The 23451-nt window shown below is 55.1% G+C and carries 15 protein-coding genes; 3 read left to right on the top strand and 12 right to left on the bottom strand.

The window, feature by feature from the left end:
- Nucleotides 1–242 precede the first annotated feature (242 nt).
- From J3U87_RS32950 to J3U87_RS32925, 6 genes are all read right to left on the bottom strand, one after another.
- A complete protein-coding gene (locus J3U87_RS32950) occupies nucleotides 243–2093 on the bottom strand; it encodes an ABC transporter ATP-binding protein (RefSeq protein ID WP_420038240.1) in 1851 nt (616 codons plus the stop codon).
- 60 nt (nucleotides 2094–2153) lie between these two features.
- Nucleotides 2154–3845, bottom strand: a complete 1692-nt coding sequence (locus J3U87_RS32945; protein WP_237380114.1) for an ABC1 kinase family protein — start codon at nucleotides 3843–3845, stop codon at nucleotides 2154–2156.
- Between the two features lie 172 nt (nucleotides 3846–4017).
- Complete coding sequence (locus tag J3U87_RS32940) at nucleotides 4018–5556, bottom strand: hydroxymethylglutaryl-CoA reductase (RefSeq protein WP_237380113.1); 1539 nt, start codon at nucleotides 5554–5556, stop codon at nucleotides 4018–4020.
- 374 nt (nucleotides 5557–5930) lie between these two features.
- Nucleotides 5931–6134 carry a helix-turn-helix transcriptional regulator gene (locus J3U87_RS32935; protein ID WP_237380111.1) on the bottom strand — a complete coding sequence of 68 codons (204 nt, stop codon included), beginning with the start codon at nucleotides 6132–6134 and terminating at the stop codon, nucleotides 5931–5933.
- On the bottom strand, nucleotides 6131–6559 hold the full coding sequence (locus tag J3U87_RS32930; protein ID WP_237380110.1) for a hypothetical protein: 429 nt from the start codon (nucleotides 6557–6559) through the stop codon (nucleotides 6131–6133). The genes J3U87_RS32935 and J3U87_RS32930 overlap by 4 nt, the downstream gene beginning before the upstream one ends.
- A 301-nt stretch (nucleotides 6560–6860) precedes the next feature.
- Nucleotides 6861–7118 (bottom strand): hypothetical protein, encoded by a 258-nt coding sequence (locus J3U87_RS32925; RefSeq protein WP_237380108.1) that lies wholly within the window; start codon nucleotides 7116–7118, stop codon nucleotides 6861–6863.
- On the opposite strand from J3U87_RS32925, the gene J3U87_RS35465 reads away from it, so the two are divergent.
- Together J3U87_RS35465 and J3U87_RS32920 are read left to right on the top strand one after the other, a co-directional pair.
- Nucleotides 7059–7415 (top strand): glycerophosphodiester phosphodiesterase family protein, encoded by a 357-nt coding sequence (locus J3U87_RS35465; RefSeq protein WP_420038239.1) that lies wholly within the window; start codon nucleotides 7059–7061, stop codon nucleotides 7413–7415. The two genes, J3U87_RS32925 and J3U87_RS35465, sit on opposite strands and share 60 nt — an antisense overlap.
- The gene (locus J3U87_RS32920; RefSeq protein ID WP_420038238.1) at nucleotides 7355–8218 is read left to right on the top strand and encodes a carbohydrate-binding protein; all 864 of its coding nucleotides are present in this window, start codon (nucleotides 7355–7357) and stop codon (nucleotides 8216–8218) included. The genes J3U87_RS35465 and J3U87_RS32920 overlap by 61 nt, the downstream gene beginning before the upstream one ends.
- Nucleotides 8219–8493: 275 nt before the next feature.
- On the opposite strand, the gene J3U87_RS32915 is transcribed toward J3U87_RS32920, so the two are convergent.
- The 5 genes from J3U87_RS32915 to J3U87_RS32895 all read right to left on the bottom strand — a co-directional run bounded on the left by J3U87_RS32915 (nucleotide 8494) and on the right by J3U87_RS32895 (nucleotide 21282).
- Complete coding sequence (locus J3U87_RS32915; protein WP_237380105.1) at nucleotides 8494–14043, bottom strand: DEAD/DEAH box helicase; 5550 nt, start codon at nucleotides 14041–14043, stop codon at nucleotides 8494–8496.
- On the bottom strand, nucleotides 14043–14975 hold the full coding sequence (locus J3U87_RS32910) for a hypothetical protein (protein WP_237380103.1): 933 nt from the start codon (nucleotides 14973–14975) through the stop codon (nucleotides 14043–14045). The genes J3U87_RS32915 and J3U87_RS32910 overlap by 1 nt, the downstream gene beginning before the upstream one ends.
- Nucleotides 14948–17035 carry a hypothetical protein gene (locus J3U87_RS32905; protein ID WP_237380101.1) on the bottom strand — a complete coding sequence of 696 codons (2088 nt, stop codon included), beginning with the start codon at nucleotides 17033–17035 and terminating at the stop codon, nucleotides 14948–14950. The genes J3U87_RS32910 and J3U87_RS32905 overlap by 28 nt, the downstream gene beginning before the upstream one ends.
- Nucleotides 17032–18861, bottom strand: a complete 1830-nt coding sequence (locus J3U87_RS32900; protein WP_237380099.1) for a hypothetical protein — start codon at nucleotides 18859–18861, stop codon at nucleotides 17032–17034. Before J3U87_RS32900 ends, J3U87_RS32905 begins: the two co-directional genes overlap by 4 nt.
- A gap of 1080 nt (nucleotides 18862–19941) precedes the next feature.
- On the bottom strand, nucleotides 19942–21282 hold the full coding sequence (locus J3U87_RS32895; RefSeq protein ID WP_237380097.1) for a hypothetical protein: 1341 nt from the start codon (nucleotides 21280–21282) through the stop codon (nucleotides 19942–19944).
- 338 nt (nucleotides 21283–21620) lie between these two features.
- Between J3U87_RS32895 and J3U87_RS32890 the strand changes: the two genes are divergently transcribed.
- Nucleotides 21621–22724 (top strand): SAM-dependent methyltransferase, encoded by a 1104-nt coding sequence (locus J3U87_RS32890; protein WP_237380095.1) that lies wholly within the window; start codon nucleotides 21621–21623, stop codon nucleotides 22722–22724.
- Nucleotides 22725–22785: 61 nt separating this feature from the next.
- On the opposite strand, the gene J3U87_RS32885 is transcribed toward J3U87_RS32890, so the two are convergent.
- Complete coding sequence (locus tag J3U87_RS32885; RefSeq protein WP_237380093.1) at nucleotides 22786–23346, bottom strand: glutathione S-transferase family protein; 561 nt, start codon at nucleotides 23344–23346, stop codon at nucleotides 22786–22788.
- Nucleotides 23347–23451 lie beyond the last annotated feature (105 nt).

Below are 23451 nucleotides of genomic sequence, written 5' to 3'. Positions count from 1 at the left end.
TCATTTCCAAGCAGGAACTCTAGAACTCCTGTCGACAGGGCAAGTGTGATTCTAAAGGCCGGTGTGCCGGTCTCGGCATCGTCCATTCCCCCGGGGAGAAGGGGGCGTTGGATTCATCTGGGGGGATGCGGCACCGGGCATCAAGGCTCCCCTGGGTTTGGGTGTCCCGAACGGCTGTCGCGGGAGTGCGGTATCGAGAATCCTGTGGAGGCCACCCGCCGCATGGCTGGGTGGCCCGCCGCTCAGTCGCCCCGGTCCATACACGACGTCTGGATACCGGCGGCGTGCCGGTCACCCGTCTGCACTTTCCACAGTCCGGCGTAGACGCCGTCGCGGTCCAGCAACGCTTGGTGTGTGCCCTGCTCTACCAGGCGGCCGCGCTCGAGGACCAGGATGCGGTCCGCGTTGCGCACGGTGGACAGGCGGTGGGCGATGACGACCGTCGTTCGGTCGTGTGCGACCCGCTCCAAGCTGCGTTGGATCGCGGCCTCGGTCTCGTTGTCGACCGCCGAGGTAGCCTCGTCGAGGATCAGGATCGGCGGGTTTTTGAGAATGGCCCGGGCGATTGAAAGCCGTTGGCGCTGGCCGCCGGACAGACGTTGGCCCCGTTCGCCCACCATGGTGTCGTAGCCCTGGGCAAGCTCGCTGATGAACTCGTGGGCCTCGGCCATGCGGGCCGCGGCCTCGATGGCTTCGTCGGTGGCGTCGAAGGTGCCGTAGGCGATGTTGTCGCGAACCGTGCCGCCGAACAGGAACACGTCCTGGCTTACCAGGCCGACCGCATGGCGCAACTCCTTCAATTGGACCTCGCGCAAGTCCCTGCCTTCCACCCGAATCGTGCCGGCACTGGGATCGTAGAACCGCAGCATCAGCTTGACCAGGGTCGACTTGCCCGAGCCGGTGGCGCCCACGACCCCGATCGTCTGGCCGGCGGCGATCGTGAAGTCGAGGTCGTGGAGCACGCGCTGCCCGTCGAGGTACTCGAAGCGCACCTTCTGGAATTCGATGGTGCCGCCACCGTGGTGGATGTTCAGGGGCTGTCCGCCGGATTGAATGCCGATCGGGGTGTCCAGCAGGTCCATGATGCGTTTGGTGGAAGCCATGGCGCGCTGGTAGAGATCCACCGTTTCGGCCAGGCCGGTCAAAGGCCACAGCAGTCGTTGGGTCAAAAACACCAGGACGCTGTAGATGCCCACGTCCAGGTGCCCGTCGAGGGTCAGCTTGCCGCCGAGGAACAGGGTCGCCGTGAATCCCATCAGGATCACCATGCGGATGACGGGGACGAACGCCGAACTGGTTCGGATGGCGGCGGCGTTGGCGGTTTTGTAGGCGTTGGATTCGGTTTCGAGCTGGCGGACCTCGAAGGATTCGGCCACGTAGCTCTTCACCGTGGCGATGCCGCCGAGACTGTTGGCCAGCCGGCCGCTGAGTTGCGAGACGCGTTCGCGTACGTCGGCGTAGAGCGGGGCCAGGCGGTGCTGAAAACGGAAGGCGCCGTAGACGACCAGCGGCATCGGCAGCATGGCGAGTACCGCGATCAGGGGCGATGCGGCAAAGAAGATGGCGCCGATGACGATGACCGTCGTGGTGACCTGAATCAGTTCGTTGGCGCCGCCGTCCAGGAACCGCTCCAACTGGTTCACGTCGTCGTTGAGCACGGCCATGATCTGGCCGGTGTGGTTGCGCTCGAAGTAGGCCATCTCCAATTCCTGGAGATGCTTCCAGGCATCCATGCGGGTCGCGTGTTGCAATTCCTGGCTCAGGTTGCGCCACATGACCTTGTACGCGTATTCGAAGGCCGATTCCAAACCCCAGATCAGGATGGTGAGGATCGTCAGCAGCAGGAGCTGGGCATCGAGGGAGACCACGCCGATCGAGGCGAACCAGGACTGTTCGCGTTGGACCACGATGTCGACGGCGGCCCCGATCAGGAGCGGCGGTGCCAGGTCGAATACCTTGTTGAGGATCGAACACAGGGAGGCGAGTTGGATGCGGCGACGCCAGGGGGTGGCATAGCCGAGCAGTCGGTAGAGGGGACTGGCGGGTGAAGCGGTCACGGAACCTCCGATCGTCAAACGGACTCGAGAGGCCATCTTACACGAAATGTGCGATTTCGCCGCGATTGGTGTGGTGCCCGAGAGGTGGGGGCGCGCTCAGGTTCGGCGGAAGACCAGCCAGGCGGCTTTCAGGAAGAGCACCGTGCCCAGTGGCCAAAAGTTGGGTGCACCGACGAACACCACGGTGCCCGACAACAGGCAGAACCCGGCGAACAGGGTGCCGCGTGCACCGGCGAGGGGTGCGTCCTCGCGGGTCTGGGTCGCGTGTTCCATGAAGCGCAGGGTCTGGGTGATCAGCAGGGGCGCCTTGACCAGGGCGTCGACCACTTCGGGGGCGCCGCGCAAACTCTCCTTCAGCAGGCGTACCGGGTGGAACTGGCCGATGAAGATTTTGCTGATCTCTTTCTTGGATACCTCGGCCACGTCGAATCCGGGCATCAGCAGGTTGCCGACGCCTTCGAACGTGATCAGCGCCTTGACCATCAGCACCATTTCCATCGGGAAGTACATGCGGTATTTGCCGCCCATGTTGACCGATTCCATGATCAATTGGGCCAGGGAGAAGTCCTGGAAGTTGGAAGCTCGCTGCCAACGCCGCGAAATGTCCTCGACCGCGCGTTGAAACTCGCGGGGTTTTCCGTTGTGGGCCGGCTGGGCCACGGAGGTCAGGTAGCGGGCCGCGTTTTCCGCGTCGCCCGTGACGAGGCAGTAATAATAGTAGAGCATGGTGCGGCGCAGGTTGTCTTCGAAGCGACCCACCATCCCCAGGTCGATGAAGCCGCACAGGTGCCCCTTGAGGATCAGTAGGTTGCCGGGATGCAGATCCGCGTGGAAGAACCCGTCTTTGTACAGCATGCGGATGATGGCCGCCGCACCCATTTCGATCAGGTGGTAGCGATCGCGTTCGGGAAGTTCGCGGGCTGCCGCCGAGTCGGGCTTGACGCCGTCGAAGAACTCCATGCACAGCACGCTTTCACAACTGTACTCGCGGTAGATTCTGGGGAAGCGCACGTCGGGCAGGTCGCGAAAGTTGGCGGCGAAGGTCTCGGCGTTGTTGGCCTCCAGGCGCAGGTCGACCTCGCGCAGGGTGTAGTCCGTGAATTCGTTGAGCACTTTCTTGGGTTGGAATTGGGGCAGGATGATCTGGAGGAACGAGCCCAGGAAGGCGATCAGGGTGGCGTCGGTCTTCAGCGTCTTTTTGATGCCTGGCTTGACGACCTTGAGAATGACTTCCTCACCGCGCACCGTTCGCGCTTTGTGGGTTTGCGCGATCGAGGCCGAACCAAGGGTACGGGGCGAGATCCAGACGAACATGTCCTCGCTTTTGCGACCCAGTCCTTCTTCGATCAACTCGCGATAGCGCTCGAAGGAAACCGCCGGCAGCCGATCCAACAGGTTTTTCAGCTCGTCCGTGATCGAGCGGGGCAGGATGTCTTCGCGCAGGCTGAGCACCTGGCCCAGTTTGACGTAGGTCGGTCCCAGCAGTTCCAGGCGTCGGCGGAGCTGGACCGGGAAGGGCAGCGTGGTGATCTTCTTGTTCAGAAAGGGGTAGCCACACCAGTAGATCAGGCGAATGACCCAGAACAGGCAACCCTTGCGTTCGTTTTTCTTACCCATTCGGACAAAGGCCGCGAATCCGCCGAACAGCAGGCCCAGCAGGTGGTGGTGCGTGGTGAGGAACCGGCGCAGCAGCCCGGGAACCGCCTTCTCTTCGAGCAGTTCGAATGGTTCGTCGTCTGGAGATTCCGGTGGGTGCCCGGCACTGTCCACCGAATCGGGGCCCTGCATAGGCCATCCTTGATCACAAAATCGAATGGGGAAAACGAAAAGGGCACCGAGCTCGCCTGTGCGCCCGGTGCCCCCCTATTATATAGCTGAAGTTTTGGTTTAACCGGCTGAATTCAAATGGCGGATCGGCGCGGTTCCGTAACGCCGCGCCGGTTCGCCTCAGCCGGATCGATCAACGATTGCGGCCGTATGTCTCGTGCGAAGACACCCAATCCAGGGACGAAATGGCCGAACCGAGCGAGATTTCGCCGGCGAGCGTGACCGCCGCGATGATCTCCGCCAGTTTTTTGACCTTGCCGCGGCCGAAGCAATCCATCGACTCGAGGCACTCGCGCTGGGTCGGCAAACCGGTGCCGCCGCCGTAGGTCGCCACGATCAACGAGGGAATCGTGATGGAGATGTAGAGGTCCTTTTCGGCGGTCAGTTCCGAGTAGATGATGGCGGCCGAGCTTTCCGCTACGTTGGCGACGTCCTGCCCGGTGGCGATGAACATCGCGGTGATGCCGTTCGGCGAGTGGGCGCCGTTGTTGTTGGCGCCGGAGAGCATGGCACCCACGTTGGAGATGTTCGAGTGGTAATAGAGCCCTTCCGGATCGACGCGCATCTGCTGGATCAGTACCTCGCGCTTGACGACCGCTTCGGCGATGACGCGTTTGCCGCGCGTGCGCATGATGTTGACCTGGGAGTGTTTCTTGTCCGTGGCCAGGTTGGACTCGAGGTAGAACTTCTTGATGTTCGTGGCGTGATCCAGAATCCAGGAGCAGGCGGCGAAGGTAGCGCGACCGACCATGTTCTGTCCGGCGGCGTCACCGGTTTCGTAGTTGAAACGCAGGTAGGCGAACTTGCCGGCGAGGTAGGTGTCGATGTACTGCAGCTTGGCGACGCGCGAGGTGGATTCGGCGGCTTCCGTAATCGGCTCGATGTTTTCGTCCACCCAGATCTTGAATTCGCGGGCGGCTCGGGCATCTTCGAAGATGAACACCGGCGCGCGCTGCATGCAGTCCGCGGCGACGGTACACTTGACGCCGCCGGAGAGGTTCAGCACCTTGATGCCGCGATTGTAGGACGCCACCAGGGTGCCTTCCGTCGTGGCCAGGGGCACCACGAACTCGCCCTGGGCGTGCTCGCCGTTGATTTTGATCGGGCCGGCGAACCCGATGGGGATCTGGGCCACACCCGTGAAGTTCTCGATATTGCCGCGCAGGAGTTCGGGGTCGAAGCTGTATTGCGATACGTGTTCCAGCGTGCCGTTTCCGAATTCTTCGATGAACTTGCGCCGTTCGGCGATCGCTTTGGGAGCGTAGTCATTTTCCTTGTCGTAGGGAACCGTCACGCGATCCAGGGGACGGTCGGCGATGCTGTCTTCGACCGCGAAGGACAGGGCGCCGTAAGAGGACTCGAAATTCAGGCTGATCTTGTGTTTGCCCGTGGCAACCTTCAGCCCCCCCATCCGAACGTGCAGCACTTTGCGGATGGGAAAATCGATCGGGTTGTCTCTGGTGACCTTGGGGGCCATGATTCGCGTGGAATCTTCGAGCTGAATGGTGATCGTTTCCAGATCGATTGCCTGACCATCGATCTTGACTTCGATCAGTTTGTACAGAACGGCGTCTGCCAAACGATTCTTGATGCTGAAACGGCATCCTTCCGCGTCATTTCTCAGAGAGGCAAAGGTATACATCCTCTTGAGGAGCATTGAAGGTATTTTCATGACGAAACACTCCTAAATTCGATCGCATACAGCTCCAAACGGCAGAGCTGGAAGGGACTTTCACGGTTTGATGTGTGAATTCTAAGACCCAGAGCATAGCCCGATGTGGAGCGGATGTCAATTTTAGTGAGTGCCGAGAAATGGAGTGTTCGAAATAAAAAACGAGGACGCGGAAGAGACGGAAAACCGGGTGTAGACTGTAAGTCCCGTCAGTACCGATGTTGTGTGGGTTATCCCGATTTTTTCGAAGCCCGCAAGTGTATGAATGAATACTCATTTCTCCTTGCAGGGTGACGGCCTGGACACGGGTTCTTGATCCCGCATGGGGATCCATGGCCTTTCCGAACCACCCGAGCCGTTCTTCCCCGATGCGTTCAGGTCTGGCCTTCCTCGTACTGGAACACGTCCTCGATGGTGGTGCCGAACAGGCGCGCGATGCGGAAGGCGAGCGGCAAACTGGGGTCGTACTTTCCCTTTTCGATGGCGTTGACGGTCTGGCGCGAGACGTCGAGGTGCTGCGCCAGGTGAGCCTGGGTCCAGTCCCGTTCCGCGCGGAGAATTTTGAGGCGGTTCTTCATGCGTACCGCCGATAGCCCAGGAGTACGCCCGCGACGTAGGTTGCGGCGATCAGGATGACGAACACCGAGATGCCGGTTTCGAGCATGATGCCGGCGCGCACGAGCAGGGAGTAGGCGACGCTACCGACCAGGGCCACGCCCACGGCGAGGGCCAGGGCATCCAGCTCGATCTTGCGGCGCAGCTCGTCGGTTTCGCGGAGGTAGCGGCGGTAGGCGAACATCATCGCGATGCCGAGGGCGGTGGTGACGGCGATAGCGGTGATCGCGAGGGCGGAAGACGACAGCCATTGGAATTTGATGCCGTAAAGGGACAACAGCCAGGAGGCGACCCAGGCGAGTCCCCAGCCGTTCAAGCGGAATTTGTTGTGGCGATCGCGTTGGGGACTTTGGCAATAGGAATCGGTCGCGGGGCCGGGTTGTTTCATGTGTTGAATCTCCTTGATAAAAAGTAAAGCAAGCTTGACTCTGTTAAGTGTAAGGTCTCGTTGTCGAAATGTCAACCAGGCTTTACATTTAATGCTCTACCCAACCAGCCGGGCGGCCTCGGATGTACCGGTGTGGCGGATTCCCGATGGCGATCTTTTTTGATATCCAACAGAACATTTCATGCGCGCGAAACGCGGTCTTCGCCGTTGCCTATGCTCCGCCCTGGCGGTGATCCGTGACCGCGACACCATCTTCAATTCATTTCAGCAAGGGATATTCATGACTTGTTTTCAATTGTTCTTAGTGTCGGCCTGTTTCAGTTTGCTTTCGTTTTTCTGTGTTTCCGCCGAAGCCGCGACGCGATCCTTCGCCGAGATTCACGAAGACCTGCTCGATCGCTCGCGCGAGGCGAGGAACATGTCGATCGCCCATCGCGGTCATTGGCGAGCCTTTCCCTAGAACTCGATTCCCGCGATCGAGAACGCCATCGCGCTCGGTGTGGACATCGTCGAGGTCGGCCTCAAGAAAACCAGCGATGGTCACCTGGTGCTGATGCACGATTACCAGGTCAACCGCACCACGGATGGGGAAAGAACGGTTGGTTCCAAAACCCTGGCCGAGGTGCGCGCCCTTCGCTTGAAGGAGGGGCTGGTGGTGCTTCCGCCGGCATTACCGACTACCGCGTGCCGACCTTGGAAGAGGCGCTGGAGGCGGTGCGGGGTCGTGCGTTGCTGTACCCGGACAAGTCGTGGAGCTATCGCGACCAGGTGTACGACCTGTTGGTGGCTCACGACATGGTGGATCACTGCCTGTTCAAGAGCGACGCATCGGTTAGCCAGGTCGCGGCGTTCGTAGAAGGTAAAGAGCCACGTCCACTGTACATGCATCGCGTGGGCGGCGGGAACTTGGATTCCGTGCCGGACATGCTCGATCAGGTAGCGTCCGAAGTGATCATCCTCGCGTTCTCGAGCGAGACCAGTTTCGTCGTCGACCCTGCTGTGTTGGACTCGATCCGCGGGAGAAGCCGGTTGTGGGTCAGCACACTGTGGTCGAGTATCTGCGGCGGGCGGACAGACCATCGTTCCATGCAGGGTCCGGATTCCGGCTGGGGGTGGCACCTGGACAAGGGCTTCAACATGATTCAAACCGATCGGCCGCGAGAGTTGGTGGCGTACCTCGATGAGCGCGACGCGCTGGATCCGGTGACCCTGGTGGTCGAGGCCGAAGATTGCCTGCACGGCGGTGAGGGCTTCGCCTACCACGACGTGGACGCGGTCAATCGCGGGGGCGATTACCGTCCCGGCGAGGGGGTGGACATTAAGGCCACGGGCGAGCCTGGCGGTTTCGGGCTGGCCTGGATTCGGTACCCCGAGTGGGTTCGCTACGCGGTGACTTTTCCGCGTGAGGGTTACTACCGCATCACGGCCGAGGTGGCCTCGCCCTACAAGCCCGCCGGCCGCTTCCATCTCGAGTTCGAGGGGGCGGGCGACACCGAGGTGGTGGAGGTACCCAAGACGGGCAGCCATTCCCGTTACACCTCTTTCGAGGTGGCGTCGAGCTTCTACTTCGAGCGGGGCACCTACGTCATGACCTTCGCGGTCGATGAGGCACCGCGCAACAACTTCAACGTAGATCGCTTCGTGTTCGAATCGGAGTGATTTAGGGTGATTCATCCGGGGGCGTCCTGTCGCCGGATGAATATCTCTTAGGAATTCCAATATGGAGGTTCCATTTTCAAGAGAAAGTATCTTACTCTTAAAGATTTTGATTCAAACGTTTTGATTGATTGTTACACCTGCGTCGAGTTGGCTGATTTCAAATTCGACCCATCATGCCCGGGTTGAGGTAAAGGCCGCGACAAAAAGCTGCCATCTTTGTCGAGAGTATCCTGGTACAGGTTTTGGATCATGCCCATAACTGTTGTTCATTAAGCCTATTGGAGGCGCAGCCCCTCACGGCCAGGGCGACGAAGAGCTTCGAAGATAGAGAAGAAATTGGATCTGAGACCGAATTCTTTTTTCCAGTCAATCAGTTGTTGATGGTATTCAGACCACAGCGGGTGTTTGGGGAGGAAGGGACCACGCTCTCGATTGCCGGTATTGACAATCCAAACCGATCCAGCCTTCTCTGCTTTCCAGTCGGGATCCACAGCTGCGATGCTTTTAGCCGCTAGTTCGTCCATTCCTTCCCAATGAGGTTGGGCCAAGTCGATAGCCGCTTTTCTATCGTTGGCGAGGTGAGCCAAGTCGATTGCCAAACGCCAGTCCAAGATTGGATGATGACGAATATTGTCGTAGCCGCGTAGGCAATCATAGCAGGAGCCCTTGCACTGGGACGCGTGGCCGCCACTTCTTCCCGATATTGCTAGGCCGGAACCGACCAACAGAGTTTGGTATTGCTCTTTGCCGGGTTGTAATGGCTCGATCAAAGCTTCGTGTAGGTGGCGATGGAGGTGGGGACAATAGCCCGCCCCGTTTTCCAGAGTATCCGCCAATCCGATTTCTCCGGTCATGATACCCTGATGCTTGATGGCTCGGTAATTGGCGGTAATTTCGGAAGGGTCCACATCCAGGAATTTACCGGCAACCCGACAAATGAGATCGCCCCAAGACTGGAATGCTGCGTGTGCGGCGAGTGTTGACTTCGGACCCACTAAGGTCAGATCCAAGGTCTTGGGAATTCGATGGAAATGCAACAACAGTGTATCAGTTGAATGAACAGCGGCCAGCCGAAGTGCAGTTCCTTCGTCTTTTTCCGGGATCTGGTCGCGCCAAATGCTTTGCGGGGTCAAGAAATCGACAGCCACCCAGATGTTTTGTTTCTTCAGAGTTTTGAACTTGAATTCCAGAGAGGTATCTAAGCTGGTGACAACAGCCTGACCTTCTTCCGAACGAATATTTAGGTTTTGGATCCTATCTGGCAACAATTCTGAACAAGAGTTGCCTGAGATGCGCAATTCAGCTGATCCAGGAAAAAAATCAAGTTTGGCATCATAATCGAGCTGAGTCCCCGGCTCCGAAACGAACCCGGCGGGCTGAATTGATTTTGCTTGGATTAACTGCGCATAGTTGCAATTAGGACAAAAACCAAATGGCGGTTCAAGGGATTTCCTATTGGGTTCGACTTTGAAGCCATATGGTAGTTGAGAGGTTTCGGTAATGAAAACATATCTGCAAGCGGGACAATCTGATAGGAGTTGAATTAATCCGGGGACGCCACCTTTTTCGCATATCCCTCTAAAACTGCGTTCGTAGGCCGCCAGGCCTACCGCCGTGTATACCGCTTTGTCCTTGACCAGCTGGCGGCCCGGAGCGAACTCGACGATTGCCATTTCCATGGGGCGATCAATGGCGTGTTGGTCAAGCGAACTTACAGGCCTGTTTGTGTAAAGGCGTCGGGTACGTGTGGGAAACCCAAACATAGGAAGAATACCGGCATTGGCCAGCCGCTCGCTGAGCTGTTCCTGGGGATAGCGATTGTCATCATCTGCCACTCTGTCGATATCCGCTAGGAGATTCGCGAGAATATCTTCCAGGATGGTGTCCCTATCGATGCTGGGTTCGGGGTAGGGTGCCAACGCTGTGAAGATTTGTTCCATTTCCGAACGCTGATTTTTAAGGTAGTACTCTACGATCTCCCGAAAGTGGGATCGCCAATGATTGGCATTCCCAAAAGATCCATGAGGTGGTTCGAAATAACCGATACTTTTCGAAAAGCCAGCATCACGAGAAGCTTGAAACAGAATTTCCTTGACCAAGACTCGCCGCAATATTTGGTGGCGCTTCATGTCCAAATAGGGGGATCGTGGCTTCATTGCCGTCATATTGCGAGGTTGAGCGTAATGGAACTCGTCATGAGTGCGTCCTCTCGCCACTACTAGAGCGAGGGAGTATGCACTGCCGCGCCGGCCGGCGCGGCCTACTCGTTGTTGGTAATTGAAGCGCCTGGGCGGCATGTTGGCTAGATGCACTCCCTTTAGGCCGCCAATATCGACGCCGGCTTCCATGGTTGTGGTAACACTCAGCAAGTCAATATCGAAGACCTGGCTTGGCTCATGTCGATCATTCAGTGAAAGATTCTGGAACCAACGTTGGCGATCGAGAGTGTCGGCTTTGTCGGTCTGGCCAGTGAGTTCTTCGCAGTGAAGGCGAAAGGGGTTTTGTTGCGCATACGCCAGATAGCGGTAGTAATCGTCCTGCTCGGCAAGCAGATTGCCGAGCTTCTGACCCTGCTCCGGCAGCATTTGAAGGCAATTGCTGCACCAGGCCAAATCGCGAACCAAGTGTAAAGTGTGACAATTGGCGCAAAGCCATGTCTGTTGGTTCGGCACGGCCGGTATCAGAAAAAGGTTCTGCGGTTTGAGCAAGATTTCGCGGTTGTCAATCAGGCCATGGGTTGCCATGAAGCTACGCAGGGTGTCGGCCAGATTCACCAGGCCATTTTCCTTTTCCAGACTTCGGATGATGTGTTTGACACGCTTGGGAAAGGCTTCGCGGAGAAATCCAGTTTGGGGGTATTTCTCTATTGTCGAAAACAGAATCCTCCTGTGTTCTCCCAAAATGCGAATAGCGAGATCGATCAAACCTCTCCATTTCACAATTTCTAGCCCGGAGGGATTGAACATTTGCAGGAGTTGTGGGTCGATGGTTACCCGGCCAAGGCCCAACATCTCCCAGGAACGTCTTTTTTGGTCGAATAGGGTTTTGACGCATTCTTCCAAAAGGGTTTTGGAAATATTATCGGACAAGATTTTTTGCTGTGGTGTCAGATCGTCCCGTTTATGCACACTATCGACTTCAAACTGGTAAAGCTCCCACCATTTGTGCTCGGCGAAACTAGATTTGGGTCCCCCCGGACAAATGCCCAACGCCAGCAATTTGCTTCCCACCATTTGGGAAATGGGCCCCATCGCGAAGGGTCCTTGGCTTTTGGATATCAGCTCTTTGGCGTTTCGCTCTTCTTTCGAGCCCGGTTCCAGCATCTCTTCAAAATAATCTCGCAAAAGAAGAGCATTGTTGGGATTGTGTCGTTGGTAGTTGCGATAATGTTGCTTTTCTTGTGTGTTCAATGCTCTAGGGCCGAGTTCAAAGTATTTGAGGAATGCATCGAATTCACTGGTGACCTGATCGAGGCTACGGACAAGAAAGTGCCTCACCAAATCCCAGGCGTGAAACTGTTCCAAGCCAGCCGAGAGCTTGGCCGCTTCTTGGCGGCTGTCAGTGAAAGTAATGAGTTTGCGGTTTTCGCCCCAATGGCGCAGGAGTTCATCGGCCAATATTTGGTTGAGACGTTGCGCCGGTGTAAAGTGGAAGCCAATCGGTGAAGGATCCTGTTGCCAAGGGCGATCTTTTTGAAGGCGAGGTGGTATCCATTGCTCCTCACAGTTGGGGCAACAGGCTGGAAACGCTGATGGCGGGGCAACGTTCCCGTCTGGATCGGGCTTGTTGATCTCGTCAATTTGGAAAGCCCATCCTGATTGCCAATCTAGATTAGGTCCGTTTTTGAGTCCTATTTCCAGTGCTCCGTTGCGGGGAAGCAGGCTCGAGCGCTCCCAAGAGTGTTTTCTACTCCTGCGTTTCCACGTTTTTTTATGCGGTGGCTTTTGACTGGGCCAAAACACGGCGTAACTGGCATAAGCCCGCTGGAATCCACTTAGGGGTTGGGCTCTCTCGTAATTGGGTTGATCGTGGACTAGTTTGTAACTCCTTTCCAGGCAAGGATCTGCTTGCTCGCCCTCCTGATATTTGTATCCGCCCAGGAAAACTTCGCCACAACTACGACAGGTCAGGACATCTAATACTCGGGAGCCACAGCCACAGACCATTCGTGGCTTGGTATACAGTTTGCCGAAGGGGCGTTGACCCTGCAGGGGATCAACCACCAGATCGCAGTTCGGGTTGGTGCAGGCCCACAACCCATTGAGGCTCCGAAAAAACAAATGAAAGCGCAGGGGCATCAGATTGGTTTGAAATTTGTCTTTGTCGTCTTTGCTTAGGAGCAGGCTGTTTACAAAGCCCTCGGCGGCCAGGAGGGCATCGTTTAGCTTCAAGGGACCAAACAGCTTGGCGGCAATATTTTCCAGGGTTGTAGGACCTTTTTGACAAAGCTGGAGGAAATGTTGTGGCACTTTCCAATGGCGGATGGCGGTTGCCATGTTCTCGATTTTTGAGTCGGCATCTCGACTGTTTTGACTCACCCGTTTCAAAAACTCGTTAACAGTTTGTGACCCCTCCGAAACAGCTGCAAGGCTTTGAAAGGCTAGAGCCTGTTGCCGTGTGAAAGGCTGGGGTGTTCCCGAAAAGGTGGTGGCTTCATCGCCGATCAAGCAGACTTTTTGGACAAAGGCTTCGCGATCGGTAGCATCCAGGCCCAGAGCAAACATTTCATTGATATACTGGCGGCACTCTAAATCGCTTTCCACCAAGGAGGCACTAGATGCCAAAATTCGGATCTGGGGAGAATTGGGCTGCAATCCCAGTCGATGAAGCAATAGCCTAAGGAGGTAAGCGACTTCGCTTCCCGGTGTTCCGCGATGCATATGTAACTCGTCGATTACCAGATGGAACAGCCGGCTACGATCACCGGCCAACCAGTCGCGGGTTTTGGCGATAATGCTATCGGCTTCGATCGCGCGCATCAGCATGATGTTGAGCATGCTGTGGTTGGTGATTAAAAGATCGGGGGGCCTATCTTGCATATCCCAACGGCTGAAAAGTTCTGCACTGCCTGGATCCAGGTCGCAAGAACGCAACGATAACGCCTCGAATCTGTAGAGATCTTTATCTTTGAATGCCGATAACTTTTGGCGGTCTGTCTGTTCCTTTTTGCGCGCTTTTCTCAATTCGCTCTTTTTAGTCTCCGACCGGTCACCCGAAACTGGGGTTTGCCCGATGTAACGCCCGAAACGAATGCGAAAGTTGGGCTCCATATGGAAGTCTAACCAATGACGAACTGCCTGAGTATTTAATGCTTTGCGCAGGCGTACCATCTGATCTTCGGCCAATGCATTCAAGGGGTATAGAAACAGGGCGCGTACAGCTGGTTGGTGTCTTTCCTTCCGAAGATCTTCGCCGCGTTTCTCAGCAAGGAGATGCTGAAGGATTGGCAAAAACAGGCATTCGGTTTTGCCCGAACCGGTGCCGGTAGTGACCACCATGTGCTTTTTTTCTTCCACAACCGCTTTCAGAGCACGGACTTGGTGGGGAAACAATGCTCTGGGTTGGCCACTTTCATTCCAAAACAAGCCTTGCCGTGTCAAACCATCCAGGTCACGATACAGTGAACCCATTTCCGTCAGTGTAGTATCGCCCTGGTATTTTTTTATAGGCTCCATCATGGGAGGCTGTGCCAACACCCCCGTCTCTGCCAGCAGGGTATGTCGTTCACGCTCCAACAGAGGATGGCGCAAAGGAAATGACGATTTTAGGTATTTGAGGTATATGTTTTTTAGATCTCTGGCGATTTGAATAGGGCTGTCTATCATTATTGTTCCTCTAATTCGACTTCTAGAATGCGGGCGACCTCTTGGGCTGTGGAGCGCGTGACGGATTCGAATTCGTAGTAGTGTTCGTTTTCACCAAACTTCGAAAAACGAGGCGGTTGACCACTACTGAACCTGAGTAGTCGGTCCAAGAGTATGGGGATTTTCAATGGCTCGTGGCGGGAAATGAAACAGGTGCTTGAAGCGGATGCGAAGCGAACCCGTATGCGCCCCTCACGCTGCAAAAAGTAACAGGCGCCCAAATTGCGATGTTCATCGTGCCGGAGGTAGCGCCACTGGAAGGGTTTGCCGATAGTTTCCAAACCCAGGAATTGTTGAAAGCCCTCCCGGAATAGCCCGGATGAGCGAGGAATCTCTTTTTCAAGAGGTATCCAGGTCGGGCGGAATCTGTTGCGAACCTCCAAAATCTCCCAATGGTTCGACGATCGTGGAAGATTTTGGTCGGGCAGTTTATCCAAGCCAGCGGTGATGGAGGGTAACCTTTTAATCCAGTGGCAGGTTGGATTGTGCGGAAAGCCTTGACACACACCCGTTTTTATCCAGGCAGCGCAGTGCTCAGGGGATTCCTGGACCTTGAAATCATCTCCCCACTTGTTTCGGAAGGCGGATGTTTGGCCTGGATCTCTCGCTCCAACCAAGAGAAAGCGTGGCGCTCCATCTGCACTCGGATGCTCGAGTCTGACCCAGGTTGGGTTTGTAACTTGCCAGCGAATCCCGTCGGTTTCCACATGACCCCATCGGTACAGTTCGCCCATGAAAGTGATCAACCAGTAGCGTTTACTATGGTTCTGACCCAATTTACCGTTACTACGAGCCAAATAGAGGCAGGCTTCTTCAGCTTGACTATGAGAGACCGAAACCCGTTCACTTACCCAGAATAACAACATCATCCAAGGGTTAAATTGCGGTCGCATGGAAGCTTAAACCCCCTCATTTTTAGAGCCTTGCGTCTTAAGTTTTCAATAGTGGGGTTATCACCACTCTGGTTTAGCCGGCACAGACAAGCCCATAGGCGTTCCGTTTCGGTACGGGCTCGATGCAGGAGGTCGACTGGCTCAAACAGTACCTCTCGCCAATCGATTGGAGATACCGATGCGCGGTTTGTCCAACCCAACCAGGTGCTTGCCGAAACCCAGGGTTGTGGGCCTTTGGGTAGAGGTTTCAAGGTAGTGCCGAATGCCCTTTCGGGGATCTGAGCCATATAGGCTTTGACCGGTTCGGAAAAAGGCAGTGCGGCTTGGTCTTTTGCTGGGATAACGATAATCCGTAAATTTGCTGGCCAGTGGGCATAGTCCAGTTTAGGCAAACCCGGCAGAAGGTCACTGGCCAGGTCCATCAAGGGACGAGCCCAGCATTCCGGCAGGGAACGATTAAAGTCCTGAAATACGAGAAAGAAAAGCCGATCTTCGTGATTGACCAAACCCTGGAAAAACGGGCCCAAACGGGCTTGCCAAGCATCTTCAAAGCAAAGCCAATCTGGCGGAACAGTGACAATCTCTAAATGAGAGGCGGGACCGATGGCTTGAGCATACGCCTTTATCCATGCTAGCGAGCCGAGACAGGTAAAACGGCAGTTGAGAATTGCGGCGTGCAGCGATTGAGCCTGGGATTGCTTTACGCCTGGCCAACAGGCTGCGAAATTATCAAATAGCATTCGATTCACGAATTCTTTCTCATCGACGCAGGAATCGTCGGTGGAAGGGTTGAAGGGAGATGGATGCCAACCTGTCGTGGTAGGTGTGAGTGGGTTTTCTCTAATCTCCGATCCCTGGCAAATGAGAAAAGCTTGGAAATCTTGAAAAAGGCGTTTTTTGGCTGCTTGCCAATGATCTCGACTCTCGTGTTGGAGTTCTGCTAGGGCGTGCAGGTCCTCCTGTCGATCCTGGATTTGGCGTTCAATTATTTCTCTCATTTCTTGAGCTTTGCGACAGGCCTGTTCCAGTTGCTGAAGTTTCTTCCTTTGGTTGTGTTGTTCCTTCTGGATTTGGGCCTCTAACACTGTTTTATCTGCTTCCATTTGCTCCTTGAGTTTCTCTAAATAGGAATTTTGGTTGGATTTTGCTTCGTCCCGAACAACCTTCTCTTGTCTCGCGAGAAATTGCTGGCGCCAAGCTTGTACCTGTGGCGTTTGCAGCAACTCCTCAATCAGTTTTTGTTCTTGCACGAGGTATGTGAAAAGGTTTTTAAAATCGTTCCAACGTTGTTGCCATAGTGCCTGTTCTGTAACGTTGTTGCGCTCCAGCTCCATTCTCAATGCATCACGCCAGTCGGGAATCTGCTGGTCCAATACCTGGAGTGCCTGCGATAATCCTGCTCTTTTGAATCGGAGAATTATCCACCTCCCTTTTTCTGCGGGAGAGTCCAGGTCTAAAATGGAGCCGAGCTTTTGGCTAGGCTCTTCAGGAAAAAAAGGAATGGAGAAGTAGGTCGACTTGACTGATTGGAGTGAGATATTTCTTAAAGGAAAAACAAATGGTCGACAAGGGGTCTTGGCCTTCCATTTGCCATCGGCGATGAGGAAGGGTCCTGCGAGTGATTGCTCACCTGAATGGGTACATGCCACATAAATTTTACTGTTGTTGGGGATCCCGTTCCTACAGACAAAGTCTTGAAGAATCTCGTGGAGTTCATCGCGGACTAGTGCATTCTCGAATGATTCGAGTATGAAGGCACCCTGGCGGCTAATTTGAGGTTCCCAGTTTACCAATTTAACTTGGAAAGAATCCTGGTTTTCCTTGAGTTTTCGGGGGATAGGTTCAATTTCAAATTGAACGAGAGAGTGAAGGCTAAAATGATTTAGATTTACTTTGGGCAAAAAGACGGATTTTGTCTCACCTACCTCCTTTGTCACTTCGTAAGTATCGAGGATCGCCCACTCTGTGTCCCGGGTTTGTTTTTTTGCGAGCACATCGATTTGCGCATATTGATCCCAGGTCTTCCAAATGTGACCGAAATAGATGGGGGATGTTGTCATCGAAGTTCCTTTTTCATAGGTAGAAAGCGGCGGGATCCTATTTGATCTAGCCAGCTGAGCAAGGGAGAAATGGGTGTGCCCAATGGAGACATGAGTAAGCATGATTTTTTGCCACGAAGGAGCAAAGCTTTTTGGATCCAATGCATCGAATCTGTATTTTGTGGAGTAGGATGGTTAGTGATCGGTCCGCTATTGGTGAGCGGCTTGGCTTGGGGATATCGTCCACCGTGGATCGCTGATGGATTGGGTACTTGTCCTACAGTGTTGGGCTCTGGCCAGGCTCCTTCTCTAAATGACCAACCGATGAGGGTCTCATTGCTGGGAGTGATTTGTGTGGTACGAATGCGGACCTCTTGTCTGTGTCCCAAGTGCTCAACATAATGACACCCCGTTTCTTGCCAGATAGGTAGCCTACCTGTTTCCAATTGATTGGATGAAAAGATGTGACCATCTATGGTGAGCTGAGCACCAATGCCTATAGGTTTCTGACAAATTCGTGGACCGGCTCCTTGCATCCAGACCCCTGGCTCTAAACGCAATCCTCCCTTGCAACTGAAGGCCTTGCGATACCGAAGGACCTGTCTCCAGTTTGTTGGAAGGCTTTCAAGGGTGGGTGGGAGTTGGACCACGAGGCCAGACCATCTTCTTGGCCAACCTTGCAGTTCGATTTGGTTGATGCCGCTGCCAAAGATATGAATGAGTTGTGCATTTGGTGGGAGAGAAAGCCACCCCATCAGGTAAGCCGAAGGAACCAACACCAAAACCAGACTGTCGGGATAGGCATAGCTGCGAGAGATGAACCGCCCAGTATTGGCGCTCCAGGGTAGAATCAGAAAAGCACAATCTCGATGGCAGGGCTCAAATGCTTGTTCAAGATAGATATTGAGGTTCTTCCAACCCGTTTCACCCTCATTTTTTCCGGAAGGGCCTGCGTCGAAAAACCACTGACCGTATCGAAAAAAGCGCAACCAAATTGAGTGCCGAAATTTCGCCTGTTTTCGCGGTACGAGATCTTGACAGGTTCCGGAGGGATGACTGGTGGCCCACTCAATACCGAAATCTAGGATTTGTTTGACAACGATACTTCTTAATTGATTATGTTTGAGTATTTGTTGTAAGTGTTTTGAAAATAAATTATGAGAGCGTTTTGATATTATGATGAGAGTAGAATCTATTTGACGGAACGCACGTTGCCTATTTTCTAGATTGATCTTATGTTTATCCAAAAAAGTAGGTATCGCTTCTAGGTCTGTTTCCCTGAGAAAGGTGTGGGTCAGGGGCCTAGCGATATGCTTATGGCCACGACACACCGGTGGCAATTTGCCTACACGCCCTTTCTGAGAATTAAGCCAGTGCTCCAAGTTTTGCCATAGATTCTGGTGAATGACAGGGTTCAATCCAACAGTCATATAACCCTTTTTAGGGTCTTCGAGAATCTCTTTTAATCTTATCCAATAGGCTCTTGCCGATTTCTTTTCATCAGCCTTCATGTGGAAAGCAGCCAATATCTGTAAACACGCAAGAGCCAATCCTTCTGGAGGTTCTGGGGGGAAAGATTGATTAGTATCCCAACCTTTCTCCGAGATTCGAGCTCTCATAGCTCTTAGAAAGGATCGATACCCTCGTTCCTCACCTTGAGGGATTTCATTCTGTGTATGTAGTCGATACAACCTTTCTAAGAGTGAGGGAGAAATGGTGAGATAAACGGAACGCCCTGCTTGTTTTTCCTGGAAAAAGTGCTGTGTGAGCAAACGATTCCACCAAGAATAGGAATGTTCGGTGTCGTTTCTAAGGTTCGTTTGTGGAGATATATGAATATCAGACATAATCCAGAGTCATCTCGTTGTTTTATGGTGTGAGTGAGGTTTGTTGGCTCGCTGTGCAGAGTTTACAAAATGGGTGTTTTTTCTTTGGGGGGTGTGTTGGTGTATGGCGTGGCTTCTTGAGGTGTTCTTCACACCTGGCCCGGATGAGGTTGACAAAGAGGGTTACCATGTCCGGCGAGTGCCCCTTCCTTTGAATTGGAACTCACTTGGCGAGGATGTCCCCCTATTACTGAATGCGAAATTCGAAGAGGTCTTGACTCTAAAAAATAGACCTTGAGTTCCAAAAAGTAAAAGCGAACTCCCTCAATGGCCCCCCGTTCAATCTGAAACTGACGAAAGGACCTATTTAAGCTCATCCATTTGTATCTGAGAACTGTATCGCTACTTTTTTGGAGACTTGGCTCGAAGATCGGTTTTTCGGTGATTCGCTGGGTTAATCATAGTCTCGCTTCTTTCAGTTCAGATCGGTGAAATTTAGGTTCCGACACCCTTGATGGTGTTCGTGAAATCTATGTTTTGTTCTTCGTGCTCGACCGAACCTAGGTGAGTGCGGTGCAATTCGACTTAACTACCATGGCTTCCTGGTGAAACGCTTTTATTTATTAATATAATAAAACCAAATTGTTGAGGAGTAAGTTAATGTTGTTGCTCACTTGCTTTCCGCATTTTTTTAAGATGGTCACTCGAAAGTCATGTCTTCAAGGCGAAAACGATAGACACAATTGGTACTTCTTCGGTCGCAAGGGATTGAAGACCTGGGCACATAGGCGCCTGGACGACTACAAACTTATGTTTCGTAAAGAAAATCATACTTTGGAATCGTCGTCGACATATTCGGCAACACCAAAGACAACTCATCGGGTAGTGGTCGCTTGAGGCGAGTGTGTATTGGTAGACCCATATGAAGGACGCCCGAAGAGAGCCTTCCAGACTGAATTACAAACTTGTGACTGGGGAAGCTCGGGACAGTGAAACTGCCAAGAGGTATATTTGATTCAAACGACTATCAAGCTACTCGTTGTCTGGCTCAAGCTCCCGCTGGAACCCAGGCATTAGAGAGACATTATGCCTCCGCCCGCCTCACTCCGAAGCGAGATCGCCCCAACTGCGGCGCCACTTCCAGCTCAGGGTGACCAGAAACTCGTCGGCGTGCTCCCAGACGCCTCCGCGCAGGAATTGGTTGTCGGCGTACTCCACCGTCATCAACAGTCCGGGGTAGAGCAATGCGTTCAAGCCGAAGTCGAACTTCTTCCAATCCCACCAGGTCGTGGGCGCGGGGTAGAGGGAGCCGATCCCGGTGAAATCGTTGTCGATCTCCGAATAGCGCGCGGCCGGCTTGATCCAAGGCAGGATCGGCTTGCCGCCGATCGAGCCGATCAGCGGTAACTCGAAGGAATAAGACGCCTCGATCTCGTAGCCGTCGCGCGGTAACTCGGCCATTTCCTGGTCCACGTACTGGCCGAAGAAGGTGAACTGGTTCAGGTACAGCCAGAGGTTCGCGCCGTATTCGGATTTCTTGCGGCCGGAGATGGGAAGGCCGCCGCTCAAGCTGGCATCCAACTCGACCACTCCGTCCAACAAGTCCAGGTCGCCGCCGTAGAACGAACCGGTCATGTTCACCGAGTCGCGCAGGTCGCGGTTGTATCCGAAAACCATGAAGTGAACGACCTTGTCGCCCACCTCGTCGCCGAATCGGGCGCCGACGGCGAATCCGGTTTCCGCCTCTTCGAAATCGAGATCCTCAAGCTCCGCGTCGTAGAAAATCGGGAAACCGCTCTGGAGTTCGGGTTCGGGGTTGTCCCGAATGTCGGGATCGCGGTCCTCGGTTCCGTTGTCACCGGCCAGCGTGTTCACATCGCGAAAAAAGACCGGGTTGCCGACCATGTAGCTGGCGCGCACGTAGAAATGGCGGCCGAAATGGGCGCCGAGCTCCAGGCCTGCATCCTCGAACCGGTTGAATGCCGTGCTGAGCAAGCCGTAGCTCTCCAGGTTGCGGTCGTCCTGGCGCTCGAATTTTCCGAATTTCCCCAGTTTGGCGTACCAACTCGTACCTTCCGGCAGGACGTCGTCCGGCGGCTCCTGGCCGTAGCGCAGCCAGGCCTCGTCCAGGTCGATTTGGGTGTCCTCCGAGGTGGGGTTGCGATCGTATTTGTCGATGGTATCCAGTTTCAAGCGCACCGCGAGATTCGGGTTGACCTGCTGGAACCAGCTCAGCGTGATTCGCGAGACCTCGCCGTGTTCGCCCGGGTCGACCGTCTCCACCGTGCCGCGCTCGGCGCCCGGCGGGAGAAAGTTGCCAGGAAAGGGAAACGGAATCGGGAAGACGGCTTCTTCGCTGTCCCGAAAATTGAGTTTGGTCTCGATGAAGAATTCACCGCCCGACTGGGCCTGAACGGGCGAGCCAACCATCAGGAGTGCCATTAAGAGCATCCACGGCATTCTGACGCGATGAGACGAACACATACATCCTCCGACCTGTTGACGAATCGAGCTGTACTGAGGGGATCGATCTCATTATAGAGCAGGAACCTATCAGGAATACCCCTTGGATTTGGGCGGAACTCGAGCGATCGGTTATCGCCGACCGAGGGGGTCTGGCCGAAGTGGTTCCGGGCTTTGGGAAGGGTGTCATCTCAAAAATGTTGAACATGTTCAAAAAACGCTTGTCCAGGATCTACCCTTGGACTATATTGAACATGTTCAAAAAAATAAGATGTTTTTTACGAGTGGATTGAACGTGTTCGCTCTGGAGGTGGCCTATGGTTTCGTCTGCACCCGCTCCCGCATTGCCCGACGGTTTGGATGCTCCCGTACTCAATCCTGCTTCGAGTCCGAGCACGGTCCCGGACCTGCGGCCGCCCGCCCACGTTAGGGCTTTGAAGGTTGTCCGGCGACCGCATCGAGCCGGCGCCCCTATCGGCCCCGAGCTCAAATCTGGAGAAGCATTCGGCGACGAGGCGAAGGCCTTTGACGAGGCCACCGGATTCCACGGGGAACGGGACGATTTCCTCGAGTCCCTTCGATCCTTCTATACCGAGGCGACACGCGATTACCGGGCCTGGAGTGCGGGGTACAACATGCACTTCGGCTGGTATGCCGCGGGAATGAATCCGTTCCGCCGGGAATCCATGTTGGAGCGCATGAACGGCGAGGTCCTGGCTCGGGTTGGCGTGACCGGCGGACGGGTGGCGGATCTGGGGTGTGGGCTGGGCGCCACCGCGCGGTTCGCGGCCCGTGCATCGGCCGATCTGCGGATCACGGGACTCACGATCGTGCCCTGGCAGGTTCGCGAAGCACAGCGCATGACCCGTGAGGCCGGCCTCGCCGACCGGGTTCGGTTCCGTTGCACCGATTACACGGCCAGCGGCTTGCGGGACGCCGGTTTCGACGGCGCCTATGCCTTGGAAAGCGCCTGCCACGCTTCGGGGCGCGACAAGGCGGACTTTTTAGCCGAGGCCTACCGCCTGTTGAAGCCTGGCGGTCGCCTGGTCGTCTTCGACGGCATGCTCAAACGGGCGCCGCGCTCGGCGTTTCTGAAATGGTGCCTGCGAGGATGTCACCGCCGCTGGGCGCTGGAGACATTCGCGGTGAAAGACGCTTTTCTCGAACGCATGGCCGCGACCGGGTTCGAGATCATCCAAGTCGAGGACCTATCCTGGCGCGTGGCGCCCTCGGCGCTTCACATTCCCGCGGTGACGGCGCGGTTCCTGGCCCAAATGGCCGTCGAGCGGCTGCGTCATGGCAAGCGTGCCGCGCTCTCGAAGGAGCGTTGGGGCAACGCCCTGGCGCCGACCTTGGGTCTGATCCTGGGTATGTCGCGCCACCTGTTCGGGTACTATGCCGTGACGGCAGTCAAGCGATAGCGCGGAATGTTTCCCCCCAAAAACCGGGTGTTGTGAGGGGGGAGCTGATGGAACGATGCGGTTATGCGGGCGGCGGGGCGGTCTCTTGGAACTCGGCGATGCCCTGTACCCTGGCCAGGAATCCGCAGAGCTCGTTGTACCGGCCGTAGTCGAAACGGTTGCGGTAGGTCGCCCAGGCAAGCAGGCAGGCCACGCGCCACTGTGCGTCGCTGGGTCGCCCTTCGAAGCCGAAGTCCGATCGATTCAGGGCCTCGAGACAGGTGGTGATGCGGGACTTCTGGCGCGCCACATACGCGGATCGTTCCTCCGTGATGCCGTCCTTTTCCAGGAGGACTACGTTGATCGCGGTGTCCAGGGCGGTGTTGGCCAGGGCGTAGAGTTCCGTTTCGCCGGGTGTGGCCAGGAAGGACTTGTCCGCTTTGGACCGCACGTGGTGCAGAATGGCGGAAGAATCGGTGAAAAAGAGCTCGCCGTCGCGTAGAAAGGGCACCCGTTTGGTGGGAGAATTCGCGGCGCTTTGGCTGTAATCGGTAGGTTCGAATTCGAAAGGAACCTGGTTTTCCATGAGGGCGATGCGGCAATGGCGGACAAAGGGAGATGTGTAGCTGCCGTACAATTTCATCTGGAGACTCCTGGAAATGCGGTGGTTGTCGATTCAACCCAATCTAGCACCGCGCGGTTGCCAGGCCAAGCCATTTCCAGGCAAGGGCGGGGTCCTGCCCGGCGG

Source organism: Sulfidibacter corallicola, from assembly GCF_017498545.1.
Taxonomy (GTDB): Bacteria; Acidobacteriota; Holophagae; order Acanthopleuribacterales; family Acanthopleuribacteraceae; genus Sulfidibacter; species Sulfidibacter corallicola.
The sequence above is the reverse complement of the archived record's forward strand: the minus strand, read 5'-3'. Positions and strand labels throughout refer to the sequence as shown.

Coding starts and splice junctions, on each gene's coding strand:
- J3U87_RS32885 (WP_237380093.1), bottom strand. CDS start 23,346: ATGAAATTGTACGGCAGCTACACATCTCCCTTTGTCCGCCATTGCCGC.
- J3U87_RS32915 (WP_237380105.1), bottom strand. CDS start 14,043: ATGATAGACAGCCCTATTCAAATCGCCAGAGATCTAAAAAACATATAC.
- J3U87_RS32945 (WP_237380114.1), bottom strand. CDS start 3,845: ATGCAGGGCCCCGATTCGGTGGACAGTGCCGGGCACCCACCGGAATCT.
- J3U87_RS32930 (WP_237380110.1), bottom strand. CDS start 6,559: ATGAAACAACCCGGCCCCGCGACCGATTCCTATTGCCAAAGTCCCCAA.
- J3U87_RS32905 (WP_237380101.1), bottom strand. CDS start 17,035: ATGACAACATCCCCCATCTATTTCGGTCACATTTGGAAGACCTGGGAT.
- J3U87_RS32910 (WP_237380103.1), bottom strand. CDS start 14,975: ATGCGACCGCAATTTAACCCTTGGATGATGTTGTTATTCTGGGTAAGT.
- J3U87_RS32935 (WP_237380111.1), bottom strand. CDS start 6,134: ATGAAGAACCGCCTCAAAATTCTCCGCGCGGAACGGGACTGGACCCAG.
- J3U87_RS32900 (WP_237380099.1), bottom strand. CDS start 18,861: ATGTCTGATATTCATATATCTCCACAAACGAACCTTAGAAACGACACC.
- J3U87_RS32950 (WP_420038240.1), bottom strand. CDS start 2,093: ATGGCCTCTCGAGTCCGTTTGACGATCGGAGGTTCCGTGACCGCTTCA.
- J3U87_RS32920 (WP_420038238.1), top strand. CDS start 7,355: ATGGTGGATCACTGCCTGTTCAAGAGCGACGCATCGGTTAGCCAGGTC.
- J3U87_RS32940 (WP_237380113.1), bottom strand. CDS start 5,556: ATGAAAATACCTTCAATGCTCCTCAAGAGGATGTATACCTTTGCCTCT.
- J3U87_RS32895 (WP_237380097.1), bottom strand. CDS start 21,282: ATGGCACTCCTGATGGTTGGCTCGCCCGTTCAGGCCCAGTCGGGCGGT.
- J3U87_RS32890 (WP_237380095.1), top strand. CDS start 21,621: ATGGTTTCGTCTGCACCCGCTCCCGCATTGCCCGACGGTTTGGATGCT.